Annotated in this window: 17 protein-coding genes; 15 read left to right on the top strand and 2 right to left on the bottom strand. The window is 69.8% G+C overall.

Going from position 1 to position 21,951, the window contains the following annotated elements:
* The first annotated feature begins 8 nt into the window (after positions 1 to 8).
* The 4 genes from ctaC (at position 9) to WFH25_RS05580 (ending at position 4,663) form a co-directional block, all read left to right on the top strand.
* Positions 9 to 911, top strand: a complete 903-nt coding sequence (gene ctaC / locus WFH25_RS05595; protein ID WP_336697170.1) for an aa3-type cytochrome oxidase subunit II — start codon at positions 9 to 11, stop codon at positions 909 to 911.
* A gap of 12 nt (positions 912 to 923) precedes the next feature.
* The gene (gene ctaD / locus WFH25_RS05590; RefSeq protein WP_229085289.1) at positions 924 to 2,663 is read left to right on the top strand and encodes an aa3-type cytochrome oxidase subunit I; all 1,740 of its coding nucleotides are present in this window, start codon (positions 924 to 926) and stop codon (positions 2,661 to 2,663) included.
* A 4-nt stretch (positions 2,664 to 2,667) separates the two neighbouring features.
* Positions 2,668 to 3,084: a cytochrome c oxidase subunit 4 gene (locus tag WFH25_RS05585; RefSeq protein ID WP_070418666.1), complete on the top strand. Its 417-nt coding sequence runs from the start codon at positions 2,668 to 2,670 to the stop codon at positions 3,082 to 3,084.
* 199 nt (positions 3,085 to 3,283) lie between these two features.
* Positions 3,284 to 4,663, top strand: coding sequence for a glucose-6-phosphate dehydrogenase (locus WFH25_RS05580; RefSeq protein ID WP_070418667.1), 1,380 nt, complete (start codon positions 3,284 to 3,286; stop codon positions 4,661 to 4,663).
* 102 nt (positions 4,664 to 4,765) lie between these two features.
* Here the strand turns inward: WFH25_RS05580 and WFH25_RS05575 are convergent, their stop codons facing one another.
* Positions 4,766 to 6,655: a glycoside hydrolase family 15 protein gene (locus tag WFH25_RS05575; RefSeq protein ID WP_071294808.1), complete on the bottom strand. Its 1,890-nt coding sequence runs from the start codon at positions 6,653 to 6,655 to the stop codon at positions 4,766 to 4,768.
* A 55-nt stretch (positions 6,656 to 6,710) separates the two neighbouring features.
* Positions 6,711 to 7,775 (bottom strand): App1 family protein, encoded by a 1,065-nt coding sequence (locus WFH25_RS05570; RefSeq protein WP_071294809.1) that lies wholly within the window; start codon positions 7,773 to 7,775, stop codon positions 6,711 to 6,713.
* A 145-nt stretch (positions 7,776 to 7,920) separates the two neighbouring features.
* Between WFH25_RS05570 and WFH25_RS05565 the strand changes: the two genes are divergently transcribed.
* The 11 genes from WFH25_RS05565 (at position 7,921) to WFH25_RS05515 (ending at position 21,625) form a co-directional block, all read left to right on the top strand.
* Complete coding sequence (locus tag WFH25_RS05565; RefSeq protein WP_175496097.1) at positions 7,921 to 8,568, top strand: TetR/AcrR family transcriptional regulator; 648 nt, start codon at positions 7,921 to 7,923, stop codon at positions 8,566 to 8,568.
* 179 nt (positions 8,569 to 8,747) lie between these two features.
* Positions 8,748 to 9,617: an ABC transporter ATP-binding protein gene (locus WFH25_RS05560; protein WP_092387602.1), complete on the top strand. Its 870-nt coding sequence runs from the start codon at positions 8,748 to 8,750 to the stop codon at positions 9,615 to 9,617.
* On the top strand, positions 9,614 to 10,336 hold the full coding sequence (locus WFH25_RS05555; RefSeq protein WP_070418672.1) for an ABC transporter permease: 723 nt from the start codon (positions 9,614 to 9,616) through the stop codon (positions 10,334 to 10,336). The genes WFH25_RS05560 and WFH25_RS05555 overlap by 4 nt, the downstream gene beginning before the upstream one ends.
* Positions 10,333 to 11,073: an ABC transporter permease gene (locus WFH25_RS05550; protein WP_070418673.1), complete on the top strand. Its 741-nt coding sequence runs from the start codon at positions 10,333 to 10,335 to the stop codon at positions 11,071 to 11,073. Before WFH25_RS05555 ends, WFH25_RS05550 begins: the two co-directional genes overlap by 4 nt.
* Positions 11,070 to 12,005: an ABC transporter substrate-binding protein gene (locus tag WFH25_RS05545; protein ID WP_070418674.1), complete on the top strand. Its 936-nt coding sequence runs from the start codon at positions 11,070 to 11,072 to the stop codon at positions 12,003 to 12,005. The genes WFH25_RS05550 and WFH25_RS05545 overlap by 4 nt, the downstream gene beginning before the upstream one ends.
* A gap of 268 nt (positions 12,006 to 12,273) precedes the next feature.
* Entirely contained in the window at positions 12,274 to 13,686 is a 1,413-nt protein-coding gene (locus tag WFH25_RS05540; RefSeq protein ID WP_070418675.1) for a cytochrome ubiquinol oxidase subunit I, read from the top strand.
* Positions 13,686 to 14,690 carry a cytochrome d ubiquinol oxidase subunit II gene (cydB, locus tag WFH25_RS05535; protein ID WP_071301876.1) on the top strand — a complete coding sequence of 335 codons (1,005 nt, stop codon included), beginning with the start codon at positions 13,686 to 13,688 and terminating at the stop codon, positions 14,688 to 14,690. The genes WFH25_RS05540 and cydB overlap by 1 nt, the downstream gene beginning before the upstream one ends.
* 9 nt (positions 14,691 to 14,699) lie before the next feature.
* Complete coding sequence (gene cydD / locus WFH25_RS05530) at positions 14,700 to 16,388, top strand: thiol reductant ABC exporter subunit CydD (RefSeq protein ID WP_336697061.1); 1,689 nt, start codon at positions 14,700 to 14,702, stop codon at positions 16,386 to 16,388.
* Positions 16,385 to 18,073, top strand: a complete 1,689-nt coding sequence (gene cydC, locus WFH25_RS05525; protein WP_336697060.1) for a thiol reductant ABC exporter subunit CydC — start codon at positions 16,385 to 16,387, stop codon at positions 18,071 to 18,073. Before cydD ends, cydC begins: the two co-directional genes overlap by 4 nt.
* A 67-nt stretch (positions 18,074 to 18,140) precedes the next feature.
* Entirely contained in the window at positions 18,141 to 20,753 is a 2,613-nt protein-coding gene (gene leuS / locus WFH25_RS05520) for a leucine--tRNA ligase (RefSeq protein ID WP_442892401.1), read from the top strand.
* Between the two features lie 401 nt (positions 20,754 to 21,154).
* A complete protein-coding gene (locus WFH25_RS05515) occupies positions 21,155 to 21,625 on the top strand; it encodes a ComEA family DNA-binding protein (protein ID WP_254790729.1) in 471 nt (156 codons plus the stop codon).
* Positions 21,626 to 21,951 lie beyond the last annotated feature (326 nt).

The following is a 21,951-nucleotide window of genomic DNA, read 5'->3' as shown; positions in this document are numbered from 1 at the left end:
AGGTAACAGTGCGTTCGAATCGCCGTATACGTTGGGCGGCCGTCCCGGTGGCCGTCGGTCTGGTCATCGCACTGGCTGGTTGCACGCAGCAGCAGCTGAACGGATGGCTCCCCGGCACGGAGGAGACGAAGGACGTCACCAACCACACGAGCCGCATCGTCGGCCTGTGGACCACCAGCTGGGTCGTGCTGCTCGCGGTCGGTCTGATCGTGTGGGGCCTCATCATCTGGGCAGCGATCGTCTACCGCCGCCGCAAGGGCCAGACCGGCCTGCCGGTGCAGATGCGCTACAACATGCCGCTCGAGATCTTCTACACGATCGTGCCGCTGATCCTCGTGCTCGGCTTCTTCGCCTTCACCGCCAAGGACCAGGCCGCGATCGAGCAGCCGTTCAAGAACGCCGACGCGACGATCCACGTCTACGGCAAGCGCTGGGCGTGGGACTTCAACTACATCAACGAGGACGACAAGTCCAAGAGCGTCTACTACCAGGGCATCCAGGCCCAGGAAGAAGAGAACGCCAACGGCGCGGTCGACGAGTCGCAGCTCCCGACCCTCTACCTGCCCAAGGGCAAGAAGGTCCACATCGAGCTCTCGTCCCGCGACGTCGACCACTCGTTCTGGATCATCGACTTCCTCTACAAGAAGGACATGCTCCCGGGCAAGACGAACGACGAGTACTTCATCCCGCAGAAGCTCGGTACCTACCAGGGCAAGTGCGCGGAGCTGTGCGGTGAGTACCACTCGCTCATGCTCTTCCAGGTGAAGGTCGTCACCCCGGCCGAGTACCAGAAGTACCTCGACTCGCTCGAGGAGCAGGGCAAGGTCGGTCTGCTCGGCAACGAGTACAACACCAACACGAACGAACCCAACGACAAGACGCCCGTCACGGCGTCGAGCGACAACAAGTAGGGGCTCCGTCAGATGACCACGTCACTCGTCGGCCAGCCGGCTGCAGGGACCACGACACTGGACTTCCAGGCGTCGAAGGTCGGCCGGAAGGGCAACATCATCGTCCGGTGGATCACCTCCACGGACCACAAGACCATCGGGTACATGTACCTGATCGCCTCGTTCATCTTCTTCCTGCTCGCGGGTGTGATGGCGCTCGTCATCCGTGCCCAGCTCTTCGAGCCCGGCCTGCACGTGGTCGCGACGAAGGAGCAGTACAACCAGCTCTTCACGATGCACGGCACGATCATGCTGCTGATGTTCGCGACCCCGCTCTTCTCGGGCTTCGCGAACGCGATCATGCCGCTGCAGATCGGTGCGCCGGACGTCGCCTTCCCGCGTCTGAACGGGTTCGCCTTCTGGCTCTACCTGTTCGGCTCGCTCATCGCCGTCGGTGGCTTCCTCACCCCGCAGGGCGCCGCGTCGTTCGGGTGGTTCGCCTACGCGCCACTGAGTGACACGACGTTCACACCAGGGCTCGGTGGCACCCTCTGGGTCTTCGGCCTCGGCATGACCGGTTTCTCGACGATCCTCGGTGCGGTGAACTTCATCACCACGATCATCACGATGCGTGCCCCGGGTCTGACCATGTTCCGCATGTCGATCTTCACGTGGAACACCCTCGTGACCGCGCTGCTCGTGCTGATGGCCTTCCCGGTCCTCGCCGCCGCGCTGTTCGGCCTCGGTCTCGACCGCGTGTTCAATGCGCAGATCTTCAACCCGGCGAACGGCGGAGCCCTGCTCTGGCAGCACCTCTTCTGGTTCTTCGGTCACCCCGAGGTGTACATCATCGCGCTGCCGTTCTTCGGCATCGTCTCCGAGGTCTTCCCGGTGTTCAGCCGCAAGCCGATCTTCGGGTACAAGACCCTCGTCTACGCGACCATCGCCATCGCGGCCCTCTCGGTCACGGTGTGGGCGCACCACATGTACGTCACCGGTGGCGTCCTGCTCCCGTGGTTCTCGCTCATGACGATGCTCATCGCGGTCCCGACCGGCGTGAAGATCTTCAACTGGGTCGGCACGATGTGGCGCGGTTCGGTCACGTTCGAGACGCCACTGCTCTGGGCCGTCGGCTTCCTCATCACCTTCACGTTCGGTGGTCTCACCGGTGTGATCCTGGCGTCGCCGCCGCTCGACTTCCACGTGTCCGACTCGTACTTCGTCGTCGCGCACTTCCACTACGTGGTCTTCGGAACCGTCGTGTTCGCGATGTTCTCCGGCTTCTACTTCTGGTGGCCGAAGTGGACGGGCAAGATGCTCAACGAGCGTCTCGGCAAGATCCACTTCTGGCTCCTGTTCATCGGCTTCCACACGACGTTCCTCATCCAGCACTGGCTGGGCGTCATCGGCATGCCGCGTCGCTACGCGACCTACCTGCCGAACGACGGGTTCACCTGGATGAACCAGCTGTCGACGATCGGCTCGATGATCCTCGCGATCTCGTTCCTCCCGTTCATCTTCAATGTCTACGTGACCGCCCGGAACGCGCCGAAGGTCGCCGTGAACGACCCGTGGGGCTACGGCCGCTCGCTCGAGTGGGCGACCAGCTGCCCGCCGCCGCGGCACAACTTCACGTCGATCCCGCGCATCCGTTCGGAGTCGCCGGCGTTCGACCTCAACCACCCCGAAGCGGGTGTGCCGATCGGTGTGGGTCCGGCCAAGGACGCCCCCGACGCTCCGACCTACGACGCCGCGAAGGGCGAGGTGAAGTAAGGCGATGCGCGCCAACACCAACCTGTTCTGGATCCTCTTCGGGTTCTTCATCCTCGCGGACGCCGCGTACACCATCTGGTCGCTGCTCTACTACGGTCACCCGGAGTGGGTCGGCACGGTGGCCATCGGCCTCACCGGGATCATGTCCGCGTTCATCGCGTTCTACCTCGGCAAGGTCATGTCCTCCCAGGGCGGGGTCCTCCCCGAGGACCGCCCCGACGCCAACATCGAGGACGGCGACGCCGAGCTCGGGCACTTCAGCCCGTGGTCGTGGTGGCCCATCCTGCTCGCGGGTGCCACGGCGCTCTGCTTCCTCGGTGTCGCAGCCGGGCTGTGGATCGTCCCGATCGGGCTCGCCTGCGTGGCGATCACCCTCGTCGGCTGGGTCTACGAGTACTACCGCGGCAACTTCGGTCACTGACCTGGACCTCCAGCGCACCTGACTTCGGGCGGCACCACACCGGTGCCGCCCGAAGTGCGTCCAGCACCACACCGGAACCGCAGCACGACCTCCGGAACGCAGGCACACCAACGAACCTGCTCGTCCGGGAATCAACCGGTCCGCCCACGGCTTGGCCTCAAGCGGACCACCCCCACCACAGCGAAAGGAGTCACCTCCGGTGACCGACAAGCGCACTCTCATCATCTTCGGCGCGACGGGCGACCTCGCCTCCCGCCTGCTGCTGCCGGGCCTCGGCACATTCCTGCAGAGCGGTCGAGCGGTGCCCGTCCAGCTCATCGGCACGGGCCGCAGCGCCCGCAGCGAGGAGCAGTGGAAGGACGTCGTCACGAAGTCCTTCGCGTCGCAGGACGTGAAGGGCCCGGAGGTCGACGCCACCCTCGCGTCGACGCAGTTCATCCAGGGTGACCCGACCGACCCCGAGCACCTCAAGGCGCTGTTCGCCGCGGCCGACGCCGACGCCGAGCCGATCCTCTACTTCGCGCTCCCGCCGCAGATCGCCTCCGACATCTGCGAGGCGCTCCAGCAGGTCGAGCTGCCCGAGGGCACGACCCTCGCGTTCGAGAAGCCCTTCGGCACGGACGTCGCCAGCGCGAAGGCCCTCAACGAGACGGTCCTCAAGCTCGTCCCCGAGGAGCGCGTGCACCGCACCGACCACTTCCTCGGTCGCACCACGGTCCTGAACATCATCGGTCTGCGCTTCGCGAACCGCCTGTTCGAGCCGATCTGGAACGCCGACAACATCGAGAAGGTCGACATCTTCTACGACGAGACCCTCGGTCTCGAGAACCGCGCCCAGTACTACGACGAGGCCGGTGCGATGGTCGACATGATCCAGTCGCACCTTCTGCAGATCCTCGGCATCGTGACGATGGACGCCCCGGCGGACATCGACGCGGTCGAGTTCCGCTCGTCCCTGGCCCGGGTGCTCCGTTCGACCGAGCTCAAGGGCGGCGACCCGAAGATCGCGTCGCGTCGTGCGGTCTACACGGCCGGCACCATCGACGGCAAGGAACTGCCGTCGTACCAGGACGAGGACGGCGTCGACAAGTCGCGCGGCACCGAGACGCTCGCCGAGATCTCGGTCGAGGTGGACACCGCCCGCTGGAAGGGGGTGCCGTTCACGCTCCGTTCCGGCAAGGCACTCGGCAACAGCCGCAAGGAGGTGCTGATCACCTTCAAGCCCGTGACGCGCCTGCCCTCCGGCCTGTCCGGTCGGCCGAAGACGGACACGCTCCGCATCGTGCTCAACCCCGACGAGATCGAGCTGACGGTGTCGGCCAACGGCGGCGGCAACCCGTTCGAGATGGGCCAGGTCACCCTGTCGTCCTCCTTCGCGGACGGCGAGCTCACCCCCTACGGCGAGGTCCTCAACGGGATCTTCCACGACGACCCGTTGCTGTCGATCCGCGGTGACGTGGCCGAGCGCTGCTGGGAGATCGTCGAGCCGGTCGTCGACGCCTGGAAGGCGGACGAGGTCCCGCTCGAGGAGTACCGCGCGGGGTCGCGCGGCCCGGCGGACTGGGAGTCCTCGTCCTGACGGACGTGACGGTGACGCCCTGATCGGGCGGTGACGACGGACGGGAGGCGCGGTGCCAGCTGGCACCGTGCCTCCCGTCCGTCTGCGGTCACGACCACCGCGTCAGGCGGGTGTGCCGGCCCGCTCGCCCTCTCCGGTCCACGACCGGGTGCCGCCGTCGTGCACGGCGAGCCGCGTCCGGTGGCCGGCCGCCGTGCCGCGCGCCCGCGCGATCGCGTCCGCGGCGGACACGAGCGTGAGGTGCGACAGCGCCTGCGGAGTGTTCCCGATGTGGTGGCCGGTCGCGACGTCGATCTCCTCGGAGAGCATGCCGACGTCGTTCGCGTAGCCGACGAGCACGTCCATCAGCCGCTCGGCGTCCTCGACGCGCCCGGAGGCGGCGTACTGCTCGACGAGCCAGAAGGAGCACGCGAGGAACGGGTGCTCGCTGCCGGAGAGCCCGTCGAAGCCGGACGAGGTGCGGTACCGGAGCACGAGGCCGTCGTCGCCGGTCCGGAGGTCCTGCTCGATCGCGGCGACGGTCCCGGTCATCCGCGGGTCACCGGGCTTCACGTAGCCGATCTGCGGCAGGACGAGCAGGCTGGCGTCGACCTCGTCGGTGTCGTAGTGCTGGCGGTAGCTGCCGCGCTCGGCGTTCCACCCGTGCTCCTCGATCTCGGCGCGCACCTCGGCGCGGAGGGTCCGCCAGCGGTCGACGGGGCCCTCGAGGCCGAACTCCTCGACGGCTGCGACGCCGCGGTCGAACGCCGCCCAGATCATCGCGCGCGAGTGCGTGAAGTGTCGACGGGGCCCGCGCATCTCCCAGATGCCGTTGTCGGGCTCCTGCCAGTGCTCCTCGACGTACCCGAGCAGGGCGCGCTGGAGTGCCCACGAGTCGGCGTTCTCCTCGACGCCGAGCTCGCGGGCGTCGTGGAGCGCGGCGAGGACCTCGCCGAAGACGTCCCCCTGGTACTGCGTGTAGGCGCCGTTGCCGATCCGGACCGGCGTGGAGCCCGCGTACCCGGGCAGGTTCGGCAGCTCGCGTTCGGGGAGTTCGCGCTCCCCGGCGATGCCGTACATGATCTGCACGTCGGCGGGGTCGCCGGCGATTGCGCGGAGGAGCCAGCCGCGCCAGTGCATCGCCTCGTCGCGGTACCCGTGCGCGATGAGGGACGCGAGGGCGAGCGAGGCGTCGCGGAGCCAGACGTAGCGGTAGTCCCAGTTGCGTTCGCCGCCGGGGTCCTCGGGCAGGCTGGTCGTCGCGGCCGCCACGACACCGCCGGTCTCGGCGTGGGTCATCGCACGGAGCAGGAGGAGCGACCGGCGGGCCGCCTCGGCGTACCGGCCCTCGGTCCGGGCGGTGGCCATCCAGTCCCGCCACCAGCGCACGGTGCGGTGCAGGGCCTCGTCGACGTCGAGGGGCTCCGGCGGCTCGCGGTGCGACGGGTACCAGGTGAGGACGGTGTCGAGCACGTCGCCGTCGTGCACGGTGGTGGTGGCGGTGTGCCGGTGGTCATCGGCGCGGAAGCGGACGCCGCGGACGATCACGGACCCGGGTCCCGCCGTGGCCAGCAGTGCCGGGTCCTCGTCGCCGCCGATCTGCCGGACCCAGGGGAGTGCGAGGGCGTAGTCGAACCGGATGCGCAGCGTCTGTCGGAGCTCCACGCTGCCGCGGAGCCCGCGCACCCGCCGGACGATCGTCGCCCGGTGCGCACCGATCGGCATGAACTCGGTGACCTCGACCACGCCGGTGCTCGTCGTCCACACGGTCGCGAGCACGAGCGTGTCGTGGTCGTACCGGCGGGTCGCGGTCGCGTCCGGGTCCGTGGGTCGGAGGGTCCAGTGCCCGTGGTCCTCGGTGCCGAGGATCGAGGCGAAGGTCGACGGGCTGTCGAAGCGGGGCAGGCACGCCCAGTCGACGGTGCCGTCGCGCCCGACGAGCGCGGCGGTGTAGGTGTCGCCGATCAGCGCGTGGTCCTCGATGCGGTTGGTCGGTGTGTCAGCCGGGCTCATGGGCCGATCCAACCACCGCCGCCTCGGGAGGCCGGGGTGGTTGCTGAGGGATGGCTCAGGCCGGGTCGTCCGGGTCGGCGCGGGTGATGCCGACCCGTGCCAGCTCGGACCACATGCCGGCGCCGTCCGGGGCGTAGACCCAGGGGGCCGAGGACTCGCGCGAGCGTTCCTGGGCGCGGGACCGCCCACCGGCGAGGACGGCCTCGCTCGTGGAGAGCTGGCGGATGGCGACGCCCGCGACGTTCTCGGGGTGGGCCCGAGCGAACTCGCCGTAGAGGGACTCGTCGTGCTGCCCGTCGTCGCCGACGAGGAGCCACTGCACGTGCGGGAAGTCCTGGGCGAGTCGTTCGAGGTTCTGCTGCTTGTGGAGTTGGCCGCTGCGGAAGAACCGGTCGTGCGTGGGACCCCAGTCGGTGAGCAGCAGGGTGCCGGAGGGGTAGAGGTTCCGGCTGAGGAAGCGCTGCAGCGTCGGCGCGACGTTCCAGGCGCCGGTGGAGAGGTAGACCGTCGGGGCGCCGGGGTGCTGCGCGAGGACGCGTTCGTACAGCACCGACATGCCCGGGACGGGTCGGCGCCCGTGCTCCGTGAGCACGAAGGAGTTCCAGGCCGCGAGCATCGGGCGGGGGAGCGAGGTCACCATGACGGTGTCGTCGATGTCCGACAGCAGTCCGAACCGCGTGTCCGGGTGCACGATGAAGACGTCGGCCTCGACGTCGCGCATGCCCCCGGCGGACAGCTTGATGGTGCGCCAGCCCGGCTCGAGGTCGATCGGCACGATGGTGTCGACCACGCCGCCGCGGTCGGACTGCACCACGTGCGAGGTCCCGCCGGCGGTGATCGTGACCTCGGCGTCGTCGACCGCGACGCTCGTGAAGCTCCGCCAGCCGCGCACGCCGTAGAAAGAGGCGTCGGATGCGAGACCCCGACGTGTGAGGAGCACCCGGCAGAGGACGCGGACCCACCCGGGTGCGCCGTAGCCGGTGTACGGGATGACGGTCGGCACCAGCCCCCGGCGGCGCGCCCGGTGCTCGCGGAACTCCTGGACGGCGTCCTCGATGCGGGCCGCCCGGTGGAGGATCGGCTCGGCCAACGACGGCTCGTGGGGCGTCGGGTCGGGCATCGCCCCATCATTCCACGTCCGACCTGGCACACGTACGACCTCACACGTGTACTGGGAGAGTCGCAGCGATATTCCAGCCGGTCTCTGCGACAGTTGTGACCGTCACACCCACATGAGTCGCGCTGTCGGCGCAAGAGGAGAACACGTGCTCGTCACCGAGGTATCGAACGCACTGCCGGGGGGATCATCACTGCTCAGGAACGAGCCGGTCCAAGCCCGCAGTTCGGCGCGCCTCGCCGGCCTCCTCGACGCCGCGGCCGCGGTGATCGACGAGATCGGGTTCGAGCGCCTGACCACCGCGATGGTGGCCGAGCGGGCGGGGGCGTCCATCGGCACCGTCTACCGCTACTTCCCGGACCGCATCGCCGTGGTCGAGGCACTCGCGATCCGGAGCACCCAGCGCCTGGCCGAGCGGTTCATCACCGCCCTCGACACCAGCGAGGCGACGACCTGGCAGGCCGCCTGCGACGCGCTCATCGACGTCACCGCCGAGATGTACCGCACCGAGCCGGGCTTCCGGGCGATCCGCTTCGGCGACGCGGCGGACACCGGCACGGGCGACGCCGAGGACCGGATGGCGGCACTGGGGAGCGCCGTCGCCCACATCATGCACGAGCGGTTCGGCGTGCCGACGGGGGAGCGCATCGAGCGGACCTGGGTGGTCCTCGCCGAGTCGTCGCACGCCGTCCTCGCGCGGGCGCACCGTGACCCGGCGAACCCCGAGACCGCACTGATCGAGGAGTACCGGGCGATGAGCCGCGGGCACCTCGAAGCGGTGATCGCCGCCTCCTGACACGCCGAGCGGCAATCCGACGACGCCCGTCCTCCGAACAGGAGAGACGGGCGTCGTCGCGTCCGGACGCTGCGCACGCGCTGTCCGGGACACGACACACGCCGTCACGGCTGAACGGGTGTCACACCCGACGGGTACTCTCACTCGGAGTCGGGCTACCTCCGAACAGAAGGGCACCCATGATCGAGTTCCGCTCGGTGCGCAAGACCTACCCGGACGGCACCAACGCGGTCGACGACTTCAGCCTCGTCATCCCCTCGAGGACCACGACGGTCTTCGTCGGGTCGAGCGGCTGCGGCAAGACCACGCTGCTCCGGATGATCAACCGCATGGTCGACCCCAGCGCAGGTGCCGTCGAGATCGACGGGGAGGACGTCGCGGGCGTCGACCCGGTCAAGCTCCGCCGCAGCATCGGCTACGTGATGCAGAACGCCGGGCTGCTGCCGCACCGCAAGGTCGTCGACAACATCGCCACGGTGCCGCTGCTGACCGGGGTCCCGAAGGCCGACGCGCGCCAGCGTGCCCTCGAACTCATGGACACGGTCGGGCTCGACCGTGCCTTCGCGAACCGGTATCCCTCGCAGCTCTCCGGCGGACAGCAGCAGCGCGTCGGCGTCGCCCGCGGACTCGCGGTCGACCCGAACATCCTGCTCATGGACGAGCCCTTCGGTGCCGTCGACCCGCTCGTGCGGAACGACCTGCAGGACGAGCTCATCCGGCTGCAGCGCGAGCTCGGCAAGACCGTGGTCTTCGTCACGCACGACATCGACGAGGCCTTCAAGCTCGGCGACCAGGTCGTCATCCTCAAGAAGGGCGGCGAGATCGCCCAGCTCGGCACCCCCGCCGAGATCCTCGCCGAGCCCGCCGACGACTTCGTCGCGAACTTCATCGGCGCCGGTCGCGGCCGCCGTGCGCTCCGCGTCGAGCAGACGCCGACGGGGCCGATCGTCGTCGACGGTGAAGGACGTGCCGCCGGTGTGCTCACCGGTCCGGTGCAGGTCGTGGACGCGGCCGAGGCAGTGCCGCAGGACCAGCGGGGCGACGCGTGAACTGGGTCCTCGGCAACACGGACACGATCAGCGACAACCTGATCGCGCACGTCTGGCTGGCGATCCCGCCGATCGTCATCAGCTTCCTGCTGTCCGTCCCGATCGGCCTGCTCGTATCGCGCCTGCGGAAGCGCAACGGCGTGGCCCGGGGGACGGCCTCGACGATCGTCGTCGTCGCGAGCCTCTTCTACACGATCCCGGCGCTGCCCCTCTTCCTGGTGCTGCCCGCGATCATCGGCACGAGCACCCTCGACCCGGTGAACGTCGTGATCGCGATGACCATCTTCGGCGTGGCCCTGATGGCCCGGTCCGCCGCCGACGCCATCGACGCGGTCGACCAGGACGTCGTGGGGGCGTCCGAGGCGCTCGGGTACTCGCCCGCACAGCGGTTCTTCAAGGTGGAGCTGCCGCTCGCCGGTCCGGTCCTCCTCGCGGGCATCCGGGTGGTGTCGGTGTCCACGATCAGCCTCATCACGGTCGGCGCGCTCATCGGTGTGCCGAACCTCGGGTTCCTGCTCACCGACGGCCTCAAGCGCGGCATCAGCGCCGAGATCCTCACGGGCATCGTCCTGACCATCGTGCTCGCGCTCGTGTTCGACGCGCTGCTCGTGGCCGTGGGTCGGCTCGCGATGCCGTGGACACGGGGGAGCGGCCGCAACGCCCGTGCCGTCCGACGCCGCGCCGCTGACGACGTCCGAGCGAACGAGGTCTCCGCATGAACCTCTTCGCCCAGGGCATCGCCTGGATCTTCGACCCGGCGAACAACGTCGGTTCCGACGCCGTCGGCGTCCGGCTCTGGGAGCACGTGTGGATCACGTTGCTCACGGTCGCCATCGCCGTCGCGATCGCCGTGCCGGTCGGCCTGCTGATCGGGCACACCGGCAAGGGACGCTCGATCGCAGTGGGCGTCTCCGGCGGCATCCGTGCGCTGCCGACCCTCGGCGTCCTGACGCTGCTCGCACTCTCGATCGGCCTCGGACTCGGGGCGCCGCTCATCGCACTCGTCATCCTCGCGATCCCGTCGGTGCTCGCCGGCGCGTACTCCGGCGTCGAGGCGATCGACCGCGTCGTGATCGACGCCGCCAAGGCGCAGGGCATGACCGGGTGGCAGATCCTCGGCAAGGTCGAGATCCCGCTCGCCCTGCCGCTCATCGTCGGCGGCATCCGTGCCGCCGTGCTGCAGGTCGTCGCCACCGCGACCCTCGTCGGCTACATCAACGCCGGCGGACTCGGCGGCTACGCCTTCTCCGGCATCGCCAACTCGGACTACGCGGAGGTGCTCGGCGGTTCCCTCCTGGTGATCGCCCTCGCCATCGCGTTCGAGATCGTCTTCGCCGCGCTGCAGCGGCTCGCCGTCCCCGCGGGTGTCTCCGCCGGGTCGGCGCGTCTGTCGCGTCGGAGCACCCGCAGCTCAGCACCACGAGCATCAACCCCTGTGGAAGGAACCCACCCGTGATCACAGCAACGACCCGGCGTCTCGCCGCGACGATCGCCGTCGCGTCCGCGGCCGCCATCGCCCTCGCGGGCTGCTCGTCGAGCGACCCGCTCTCCTCCGGCTCCGGCGGTGGGGACTCCAAGACCATCGTCGTCGGCTCGCAGGCGTACCCGTCGAACGAGATCATCGCCGAGCTCTACGCGCAGGAGCTCGAGCACGAGGGCTTCACCGTCACCAAGAAGCTCAACATCGGTCAGCGCAAGGCGTACTGGCCCGAGGTCGCGAAGGGGAGCATCAACGTCTTCCCGGAGTACAACGGCAACCTGCTCAACTACCTCCTGCAGGAGGACGGCAAGTCCACCACGACCGAGACGACGACGGACGGCATCAACACCGCGCTGAAGTCGGCCCTGCCGTCGGACGTCAAGGCGCTGCCGTCGGCCGACGCCTCGGACGCCGACACCTACACGGTGACCCAGGCGACGGCGGACAAGTACGGCTTGAAGTCCATCGCCGACCTCTCGAAGATCGGCGGGACGATCTCGATCGCCGCCAACCCGGAGTTCGCCACCGCCGCCTACGGTCCGAAGGGCCTCAAGGAGAAGTACGGCATCACCGGCGAGGTCAACCAGCAGAACGACTCCGGTGGCCCGCTCACGATCAAGGCGATCCAGGACGGTGACTCGCAGGTCGCGGACATCTACTCCGCCAGCGCCTCGATCAAGACCGAGAAGCTCGTCACGCTCGAGGACCCGGAGCACCTCGTGCCGGCGAACAACGTGACCCCGATCGTGTCGAAGGACCTCGACTCGAAGGCCGCGGACGCCATCGAGAAGGTGAACAAGCTCCTCACGACCGACGCGCTCATCGAGCTCAACCGTCAGAACTCGGTCGACCAGAAGTCGGCGGCCTCGGTCGCCAAGGCGTTCCTGCAGGACAACGACCTGCTGTAGCACTCGATCAGTACAAAACGACAGGTGTCGGGCAACTGCCCGGCACCTGTCGTCGTTCCTGGATCAGGTACCCGCACCGTTGTTCCGCACGGTTGTGCCGTGCAATCCCGCTGCACATCCGTGCACTGAGGGTTCTACAACTTGTCGAACCATGTGTCCGCGAGGTAACGTGTTCGTGTCCCAACGGTTGTGACAGCAGAAGTTCCCCTCCACAGGAAGCAACTGACGTGCACCAACAGCGCGCGGCGAACCGGCTCGGAAACGCCGCATGAACGACATCCTCGATCCGCTCCTCCTGTCGCGGTGGCAGTTCGGTCTGACGACGATCTACCACTTCCTCTTCGTCCCGTTGACGATCGGCATGGCCGTCGTCGTGGCCGTGTTCCAGACGGCCTGGTACCGGACGGGGCGCGCGCACTACCTCCAGCTGACCCGGTTCTTCGGGCGCATCTTCCTCATCAACTTTGCGATGGGCGTCGTGACGGGGATCGTGCAGGAGTTCCAGTTCGGCATGAACTGGTCGAACTACTCCCGGTTCGTCGGTGACGTGTTCGGCGCCCCGCTCGCGCTCGAGGGCATCCTCGCGTTCTTCTTCGAGGCGGCGTTCATCGGCATCTGGATCTTCGGGTGGGACCGCCTGCCGAAGGGCCTGCACCTCGCGAGCATCTGGTGCGTCAGCGCCGGCACGATCATGTCGGCGTACTTCATCATCGCCGCGAACGCGTTCATGCAGCACCCGGTCGGCTTCTCCATGAACGAGGCCAAGGGTCGTGCGGAGCTCACGGACATCTGGGCCGTGCTCGGCAACAAGGTCGCGCTGGCCGCCTTCCCGCACACCCTCTTCGCGTGCTTCATGGTCGCCGCCGCGGTGATCATCTCGGTCGCTGCGTACCACCTGGCGCGCAACCAGAACCTCGAGACGATGATGCCGGCGCTGAAGTTCGGCATGTGGACGATGCTGGCCGCGGGGGCGCTCACGGTGCTCACCGGCGACCAGCTCGGCCTCACGATGGTCGACACCCAGCCGATGAAGATGGCCGCTGCCGAGGCGCTGTACAACACCGCCACCGGCAAGGACGCCTCGTTCTCGATCTTCACGCTCGGCACCCCGGACGGCGTGCACGAGCTGTTCTCGATCCGTGTGCCGTACCTGCTCTCGTTCCTGTCGACGCACACCTTCAACGGCACGGTCGAGGGCATCAACGACCTGCAGGCGCAGTACTCGCAGGTCTACGGCCCCGGCGACTACAAGCCGATCATCTGGGTGACCTACTGGTCGTTCCGCTGGATGATCGCGCTCGGTGTCGGCGCGGTGCTGGTCTCGCTCGTCGGGCTCTGGCTGACCCGCAAGGGACGGTTCCCGACCCAGCGGTGGGTCTGGCGCATCGCCACCTGGACCGTCCCGCTGCCGATGGCCGCGATGATCGTCGGCTGGATCTTCACCGAGATGGGCCGCCAGCCGTGGCTCGTGTTCGGGTTGCTCAAGACGAGTGACGGCGTCTCGCCGAACGTCACCGGGGTCGAGGTCCTCATCTCGCTCATCGTCTTCACGCTCATCTACGGCTCCCTGGCGGTGGTCGAGTTCCGGCTCATCAAGAAGGTCGCGCAAGAGGGCCCCGCCGCCCCGGCGGAGGTCGACGAGGAGACCGGCGAGGTCAAGCACGAAGTGACGGTCTACTGATGGATCTCCCCGTTCTCTGGTTCGCGATCGTCGGCGTCTTCTTCGTCGGCTACTTCGTCCTCGACGGCTTCGACTTCGGTGTCGGCATGTCCCTGCCGTTCCTCGGCAAGGACGACACCGACCGTCGGGTCCTGATCAACACGATCGGCCCGGTGTGGGACCTCAACGAGACCTGGGTCATCGTCGCGGGCGCCTGCCTGTTCGCGGCGTTCCCCGAGTGGTACGCCACGATGTTCTCCGGGTTCTACCTGGCGCTCCTGCTCATCCTCGCGGCGCTCATCGCCCGCGGCGTCTCGTTCGAGTACCGGCACCAGAACAAGCACCTCGAGTGGAAGCGCCGGTTCGACCTCATGATCATCGTCGGCAGCGCGGTGCCGTCGTTCCTCTGGGGCGTCGCGTTCGGCAACGTGGTCCGGGGCATCCCGATGGACGCCGGCCACAACTACACCGGCACGGTGTTCGACCTGCTCAACCCCTTCGCGCTGCTCACCGGCGTGGCGACGCTGCTGGTGTTCTTCACGCACGGCGTCGTCTTCGTCGCCCTGAAGACCGAGGGTGAGATCCGTGCGCGTGCGAAGCGCCTCGCGACCCGGGCGGGCGTGCTGACGATCGTCGTCGGCGCAGCGTTCCTGGTCTGGATGGCTTTCGTGCGGTCCACCCCGACGTCGATCGTCCTGTCCGTCGTCGCCGCGCTCGCCCTGGTCCTCGCGGTGCTCTGCAACGCCTGGGGCAAGGAGGGCCGGGCGTTCACGCTCATGGCGGTCACCATCGCCGCGATCGTCCTGGCGATGTTCACCGCGATCTTCCCGGACGTCATGCCCGCGACGAACGACCCGGCGAACAGCCTGAACGTCTACAACGCCTCGAGCGGCTCGTACACGCTCACGGTGATGAGCTGGGTGGCACTGATCTTCGTGCCCCTCGTGTTCGCCTACCAGGCGTGGACGTACTGGATCTTCCGCAAGCGCGTGTCCCGGGCCCACGTGACCCAGGCCGCGCACTAGGCGGCGACGGTGAAGCCGCTCGACCCGCGCCTGCTGCGGCTGTCGCGGACGGCCCGTGGCTTCATCGTCGCGGCCGCCGGTACCGGTGTCCTCCGCACGCTCGCGACCATCGCGATCGCGTGGGGGATCGCCGCGGCGGTGACCCTCGGCGTGGACGCCGTCCGTGACGGCAGCGTCCCGGACGCGTTCACCCCGGCGCTCGCGCTCCTCGGCGCGGCGTTCGTCGTCCGGGCCGTGGCCGCCTGGGCCACCGACGACCTCGCCGCACGTGCAGCGGCGAAGGTGAAGAGCGAGCTGCGCGCGACCGTCCTGGCCCGGGCGGCCGAGCGCGGACCGTCGTGGCTCGCCGAGCGCTCGAGTGCGGCCTTCGCGACCACGCTCGGCCCCGGGCTCGACGCCCTCGACGCCTACTTCGGCCGGTACCTGCCGCAGCTGGCCCTCACCGCGATCGCCACGCCGATGCTCGTCGTCGCGATCGGGCTCGGCGACCTGACCAGCGGCCTGATCGTGCTCTGCGCCCTTCCGGTGATCCCGGTGTTCATGATCCTCATCGGCCTCGCGACGCAGGCGCTCCAGCGGAAGCAGTCGGACGCGCTCGCGAAGCTCGGCGGTGCCTTCACCGAGGCGGTCGAGGGGCTGGCGACGCTCAAGGTCTTCGGCCGTGCGCGGCGCCAGGTCGGACGCATCGGCACCGTCACCGACGAGTACCGTCGTGGCACCGTCGGGGTCCTGCGGCTGTCGTTCGTGAGCGGGTTCGCGCTCGAGCTCGCCGCGAGCCTGTCCGTCGCGCTCGTCGCGGTGTCGATCGGCATCCGACTCGTCGACGGCTCGCTCGGGCTCGGCGCCGCGATGTTCGTGCTCGTCCTCGCTCCGGAGGCCTTCGCCCCGATCCGCCAGGTCGGCGCCGACTTCCACGCGGCACAGGACGGCGTCGAGGCCTCGACCGCCGTGCTCGACGTCCTCGACGACACCACGGCGCCCGCGGCACGTCCCGGAGCCGTCCCCGCCGCAGACCACCTGGCGCTGGACCGACTCGCCGTGCGCCGTCCCGACGTCGTGATCGGTCCGCTCGACCTCCGCGCCCGACCGGGCACGGTCGTCGTCCTGGCCGGACCGAGCGGCTCCGGCAAGTCCAGTCTCATCGCTGCGGTCCGCGGTGCCCTGCCCCACGACGGCACGGTCACAGTGCCGGGCCCCGACGGCAGCACGGTCGCCGAGCGCACGACCTGGACCGACCAGCGCCCACGACTCGTCCGCGGCACGATCGCCGAGAACGTCGCGCTCAGCGCGACCCCCGACGAGCCAGCGGTCCGCACCGCCCTGGGCGAGGCGGGGCTGGGACTCGACCCGCGCCTCCAGGTCGGTTCCGGCGGCAGCGGCCTGTCCGGCGGCCAGGCACAGCGCGTCGCGGTGGCGCGCGCCCTCTACCGCGCGCGGCGGACGGGGACGCAGCTCGTGCTGCTCGACGAGCCGACCTCCGCGCTGGACGCAGACGCCGAAGCACACGTCGTCCGCACGCTCCGCCGCCTCGCCGACGACGGGGCCGTCGTCGTGGTCGCGAGTCACCGGCCCGCGGTCGTCGCGGCGGCGGACGTCCGCGTCGACGTGCGGCCGGACGGCGCGGTCGCGGTCACCCGTGTCGACGGGCGACCGGGTGGCGCGGTCGCGGTCACCAGCACGGACGGGGTGCGGGCATGACCCGGGAGGCGCGGCCCGCCTCCGTCCTGCGGCTCGCGATGCCGCACGGGGCCGGTTGGGCGAAGGCGGTCACGGCCGGTGCGCTCAGCGCGGTCTGCGCCGTGGCGCTCCTCGCCGCGAGCGGGTACCTCATCACCCGTGCGGCCGAGCACCCGCCGATCCTCTACCTGACGCTCGTGATGGTGGGTGTCCGCGCGTTCGCGCTCGGCCGTGCGGCGCTCCGGTACGTGGACCGCCTCGCCGGACACGACGCCTCGTTCCGGCAGCTCGCGGTCGTGCGCACCGAGATGTACCGCCGACTGTCGTCGATCGCTCCGGCGGGACTCGGCTCCACCGGTCGCGGCGACCTCCTCACGCGGCTCGTCACCGACACCGACCGGCTGCAGGACCTGCCCATCCGCGTCGTCGGTCCGCTCGTGTCCGCCGGCGTGGCCGCGCTGCTCTCCGTCGTCGCGGTCGCGTTCGTGTCGGTGCCGGCGGCGCTCGTGCTGCTCGTCGCCCTCGCCGTGGCCGCGCTGCTCGGGTCGGTCGTCACCCTCTCGATCGCACGGCGCTCCGACGAGCAGACGGCCGCGGAACGCGGGCACGTCGCCGACCTCGTGCTCGACACCGTGCGGACGCTCGACGTCTTCGCCGCCTACGGAACGCTCGACGAACGGCTCGACCACATCGCCCGGCTCGACGCCCGGGTGACCGCGGCCGTGCGGCGCCGGGGGACGGTCGAGTCACTCGTCGGGGCCCTGGTCGGCCTCGTCGGCGGTGGCGCGGTCATCGGGATCCTGGCCGTCGGCGCCCCCGCGGTCGTCACCGGCGCGCTCGACGGACCGCTCTGGGCCCTCGCCGTGTTCGTGCCGCTCGCCCTGTTCGAGGTCGTCGGCGGGGTCCCGCTCGCGGTGCTGACGCTGCGCCGGGTCCGAGCCGCGGCCGACCGGGTGGAGCGGGTCGTCCCGGCGGAGGTGCCGGCCGGCATCGTCCCGGAGGCGGACGCGGACGCCGATCCCGCCTCGCTCGTGGTCGACGGTCCCGTCGCCGTCTCGCTCCGCGACGTGTCGGTGCGCTGGCCCGGTGCCGCGGCGGCCGCCGTCGACCGGGTGTCGTTGGACCTCCGACCCGGCGAGGTCGTCGTGCTCGAGGGACCGAGCGGCGCGGGCAAGTCGACGCTCGTGGACGCGCTCGTCCGGTTCGTCGACCACGAGGGCTCGTACACGCTCGACGGGGTCGAGGCGAAGGACATGCACCCCGACGCCGTCCGCGCCCGCGTCGGGCTGATCGAGCAGGACCCGTTCGTGTTCGACCAGTCCGTGCGGCAGAACCTGCTGTTCGCCCGCGACACCGCGACCGACGAGGACCTGCTCGCCGTGCTCGACCGGGTCGGGCTCGGGTCGTGGGTGCAGCGACGCGGTGGACTCGACGCGGGCGTGGGGGAGCGCGGTGCCTTGGTGTCCGGCGGGCAGGCGCACCGGCTCGCGCTCGCCCGGGCGCTCCTGCACGCGTTCCCGGTGCTCGTGCTCGACGAGCCGACGGCCGACATCGACCCCGACCTCGGCGACACCGTGCTGCGCGACCTCGTCGGGGCCGCGCGGCAGGACGGCAGGACGGTCGTCATCGTGTCGCACGTGCCGGTGGCGGCGGACCTCGTCGACCGGACGCTGCGGATGCGCGACGGGCGGCTCGCGGCGGTGTGAGCCGAGCACCTGCCGGCGGTGGGTCGACTCCGGTGCGGTGATCCGTTCCTCCAGGCTTATATCCTTGATGACCGGAGCGCGTCCGACGGACGTGATCCGTGCCTCCAGACTGAATGAGAGTTCCGTGACCACCGAGCCGTACCCCGAGGACCCGAACGCCTACGACTTCCGTCGTCTGCAGGAGAAGTGGCAGCCGCGCTGGGAGGAGCTCGGGCTCTTCACGACCGACCTCGACGACACGCGTCCGCGGAAGTACATCCTCGAGATGTTCCCGTACCCGTCCGGTGACCTGCACATGGGGCACGCCGAGAACTGGGCGCTCGGCGACTTCGTGGCGCGGTACTGGCGGCAGCAGGGTTTCAACGTGCTGCACCCGATCGGTTGGGACTCGTTCGGGCTGCCGGCCGAGAACGCGGCGATCAAGCGCGGGGTCGACCCGAAGGACTGGACCTACGCGAACATCGAGCAGCAGAAGGCGTCGTTCAAGCGCTACGCGCCGTCGTTCGACTGGACCACCGAGATCCACACCTCGGACCCCGAGTACTACAAGTGGAACCAGTGGCTGTTCCTGAAGATGTACGAGAAGGGGCTGGCCTACCGCAAGGACAGCTGGGTCAACTGGGACCCGGTGGACCAGACCGTCCTCGCGAATGAGCAGGTGCTGCCGGACGGCACCTCGGACCGCTCCGGTGCCGTCGTCGTCAAGAAGAAGCTGACGCAGTGGTACTTCAAGATCACCGAGTACGCGGACCGGCTGCTCGACGACCTCAACCAGCTCGAGGGCCGGTGGCCGGCGAAGGTCATCGCGCAGCAGCGGAACTGGATCGGCCGCTCGGTCGGCGCGGACGTCGACTTCGTGATCGAGGGCCGCGACGAGCCCGTCACGGTGTTCACCACGCGTCCGGACACGATCCACGGGGTGACGTTCCTCGTGGTGGCGCCGGATTCTGACCTGGCTGCTGCGCTGGTGGCTGACGCATCCGTGTCGGACGACGTCCGGGCTGCGTTCGACGCATACCTCGTCGCCACGCAGAAGACGTCGGAGATCGACCGGCAGAACGCCGACCGCCCGAAGACCGGTGTGCCGCTCGGTCGCTTCGCGATCCACCCGCTGACGGGGGAGCGCCTGCCGATCTGGGCCGCCGACTACGTGCTGGCCGACTACGGCCACGGCGCGGTCATGGCCGTCCCGGCGCACGACCAGCGCGACCTCGACTTCGCGCGGGCGTTCGACCTGCCGGTGAAGGTCGTCGTCGACACGAACGCCGCGGTGACCGGGGCGATCCCGGTGATCCCCGAGGGTGCCTCGCTCGAGGACCTGCCCGCGCTCGACCCGGTGTCGACGGGTGAGGCCCTGACCGGCACCGGTCGGATGATCAACTCCGGCCCGCTCGACGGCATGTCCAAGCAGCACGCGATCACCGCGGCGATCTCCCTGCTCGAGGAGCGCGGCACCGGCCGTGCAGCCAAGACCTACCGCCTGCGCGACTGGCTCATCTCGCGCCAGCGCTTCTGGGGCACCCCGATCCCGATCATCCACGGCGCCGACGGCACCGAGCACCCGGTGCCGATGGACCAGCTGCCCGTCCGGCTGCCCGACACCGAGGGGCTCGACCTCAAGCCGAAGGGCACCTCGCCGCTCGGTGGCGCGACCGACTGGGTGAACGTGCCGAACCCGGTGGACGGCACCCCCGCGCTCCGCGACACCGACACGATGGACACCTTCGTCGACTCGTCGTGGTACTTCCTGCGCTTCCTGGCGGCGAACGACGACACGCAGGCGTTCGACCCCGCCGTCGCACGCAAGTGGGCCCCGGTCGACCAGTACATCGGCGGCATCGAGCACGCGATCCTGCACCTGCTGTACGCGCGCTTCGTGACCAAGGTGCTGTTCGACCTCGGCTACCTCGACTTCACCGAGCCGTTCTCGGCGCTGCTCAACCAGGGCATGGTGCTGTCCGGCGGCTCGAAGATGTCGAAGTCGAAGGGTGGCGTCTCGCTCGGTGACGAGCTCGACGCGAACGGTGTCGACGCGATCCGCCTGGTGATGGGCTTCGCCGGGCCTCCAGAGGACGACATCAACTGGGAGGACGTCTCCCCGTCCGCCTCGGCTCGCTTCCTCGCCCGTGCCTACCGGCTGGCGCTCGACGTCACGTCGTCGCCGGACGTCGTGTGGGCGGACGGCGACCGGGCCCTGCGGCAGGTCACGCACCGGTTCCTGGCCGATGCGCCGGGCATGATGGAGTCGTTCAAGTTCAACGTCGTGATCGCGCGGCTCATGGACCTGGTGAACGTCACCCGCAAGGCGATCGACAACGGTCCGGGCGCGGCTGACCCCGCCGTCCGCGAGGCCGTCGAGACCATCGCGCTCGGCCTGAGCGTCTTCGCGCCGTACACCGGCGAGGAGATGTGGGAGAAGCTGGGCTACGAGGCCACCGTCGCCACGTACGGCTGGCGGAAGGCCGACCCGACGCTGCTCGTGCAGGAGTCGCTGACCGCGGTCGTGCAGGTCAACGGCAAGGTGCGGGACTCGTTCGAGGTGTCGAAGTCGATCGAGCCGTCGGAGCTGGAGGCGCTCGCTCGGGCGTCGGCGAACGTCCAGCGGTACATCGGGGACCGCGAGATCGTGAAGGTGATCGTGCGGGCGCCGAAGCTCGTGAACATCGCGATCAAGGGGTAGCGCGCCGTTCGTCCTCCACAGGTTGGGCGGGCGGACGGTCGTCCACCGATCGTCGTTGCGGGGTCCGGCCGGGTGGTCGGGCTCCGTAGCGTGCGGGCATGTCGTCTGGTGATGGTGGAGCCACGGGACCGTCCAGCGGGGCTGGGGCGGCGTCGGCGGGTGGGTCTGCGCGGTCGTGGGCCGCTGGGCTGGCGTTGTCGCCGCGGACGGCGGTCCTGCTGGCGGGGCTCGTCGTCCTGGTCGCCGGGGTCGTGGTGGCGGTCGGGTCGTGGTCGGGTTCGTCATCGTCTGCGAGCGGTGACGGCGACGGTCCGCTATCGGTGGCGGGTGCTCCGTCAGCGGTGCCGTCCCGTTCTCCGGGTGGGGGTCCTCCGTCTTCGTCGGCCGCCCCGCTCGTGGTCGTGCACGTCGTCGGGGCGGTGGCACGTCCGGGCATCGTGACGCTTCCCGGGGGCAGCCGTGTGTCCGACGCGGTCGAGCGGGCCGGGGGCGCTCGAGACGACGCGGACCTGGCTCGGCTGAACCTCGCGCGGGTGCCGGTGGACGGCGAGCGGTTGTACGTGCCGAAGGTGGGGGAGACGGACATCCCGGCAGCGCTCGACGGTTCGAGCGGGAGCGGCGGCGGCGGTGCTGGAGCCGGGTCGGATGGTGCCGGTGGTGGTGCCGGGTCTGCCGACGATGCCGTCGTCGACCTCAACACGGCCGATCAGACATTGCTCGAGACCCTGCCCGGGATCGGGCCGTCACTCGCGGGCCGGATCCTCGCGTGGCGCGACGAGCACGGACGGTTCGCCGCCGTCGAGGACCTGCTCGACGTCAGCGGCATCGGTGACGTCCGGTTCGCGGAGCTCCGCGACCGCGTGCGGGTCTGATCGGGGCCGGCGGTGGCGGTCGACCTCGCTCCCGGCGTGCGGGACCTGCGAGTGGCCGGTCCGGCGTCGGCCGCGTGGGTCTGCGCGGCGGTGCTGGTCGGGGTGCCCGGCAGCGCGGGGTGGTTCGGGCTCGTCGGCGCGGCCGTCGCGTGTGGCGGCATCGCATGGCTGGTGGTCGGCTGTCCGCGGCGGGCTCTCGGCGTCGTGGGGCTCGTGGTGGCGTCGGCCGCGTTCTGCACCACGGTGGCGGTCGCCGTGGTGGTCGGCGACGACCGGCGGAGCCCTGCCGTCCTCGACGGTGTCCGGACGGCCGCCGTCGAGGTCGT

Source organism: Curtobacterium sp. USHLN213, from assembly GCF_037144815.1.
Lineage (GTDB): Bacteria > Actinomycetota > Actinomycetes > Actinomycetales > Microbacteriaceae > Curtobacterium.
The sequence above is the reverse complement of the archived record's forward strand: the minus strand, read 5'-3'. Positions and strand labels throughout refer to the sequence as shown.

Coding starts and splice junctions, on each gene's coding strand:
- ctaD (WP_229085289.1), top strand. CDS start 924: ATGACCACGTCACTCGTCGGCCAGCCGGCTGCAGGGACCACGACACTG.
- WFH25_RS05585 (WP_070418666.1), top strand. CDS start 2,668: ATGCGCGCCAACACCAACCTGTTCTGGATCCTCTTCGGGTTCTTCATC.
- WFH25_RS05575 (WP_071294808.1), bottom strand. CDS start 6,655: ATGAGCCCGGCTGACACACCGACCAACCGCATCGAGGACCACGCGCTG.
- WFH25_RS05570 (WP_071294809.1), bottom strand. CDS start 7,775: ATGCCCGACCCGACGCCCCACGAGCCGTCGTTGGCCGAGCCGATCCTC.
- WFH25_RS05560 (WP_092387602.1), top strand. CDS start 8,748: ATGATCGAGTTCCGCTCGGTGCGCAAGACCTACCCGGACGGCACCAAC.
- WFH25_RS05550 (WP_070418673.1), top strand. CDS start 10,333: ATGAACCTCTTCGCCCAGGGCATCGCCTGGATCTTCGACCCGGCGAAC.
- WFH25_RS05540 (WP_070418675.1), top strand. CDS start 12,274: ATGAACGACATCCTCGATCCGCTCCTCCTGTCGCGGTGGCAGTTCGGT.
- cydB (WP_071301876.1), top strand. CDS start 13,686: ATGGATCTCCCCGTTCTCTGGTTCGCGATCGTCGGCGTCTTCTTCGTC.
- cydC (WP_336697060.1), top strand. CDS start 16,385: ATGACCCGGGAGGCGCGGCCCGCCTCCGTCCTGCGGCTCGCGATGCCG.
- leuS (WP_442892401.1), top strand. CDS start 18,141: ATGACCGGAGCGCGTCCGACGGACGTGATCCGTGCCTCCAGACTGAAT.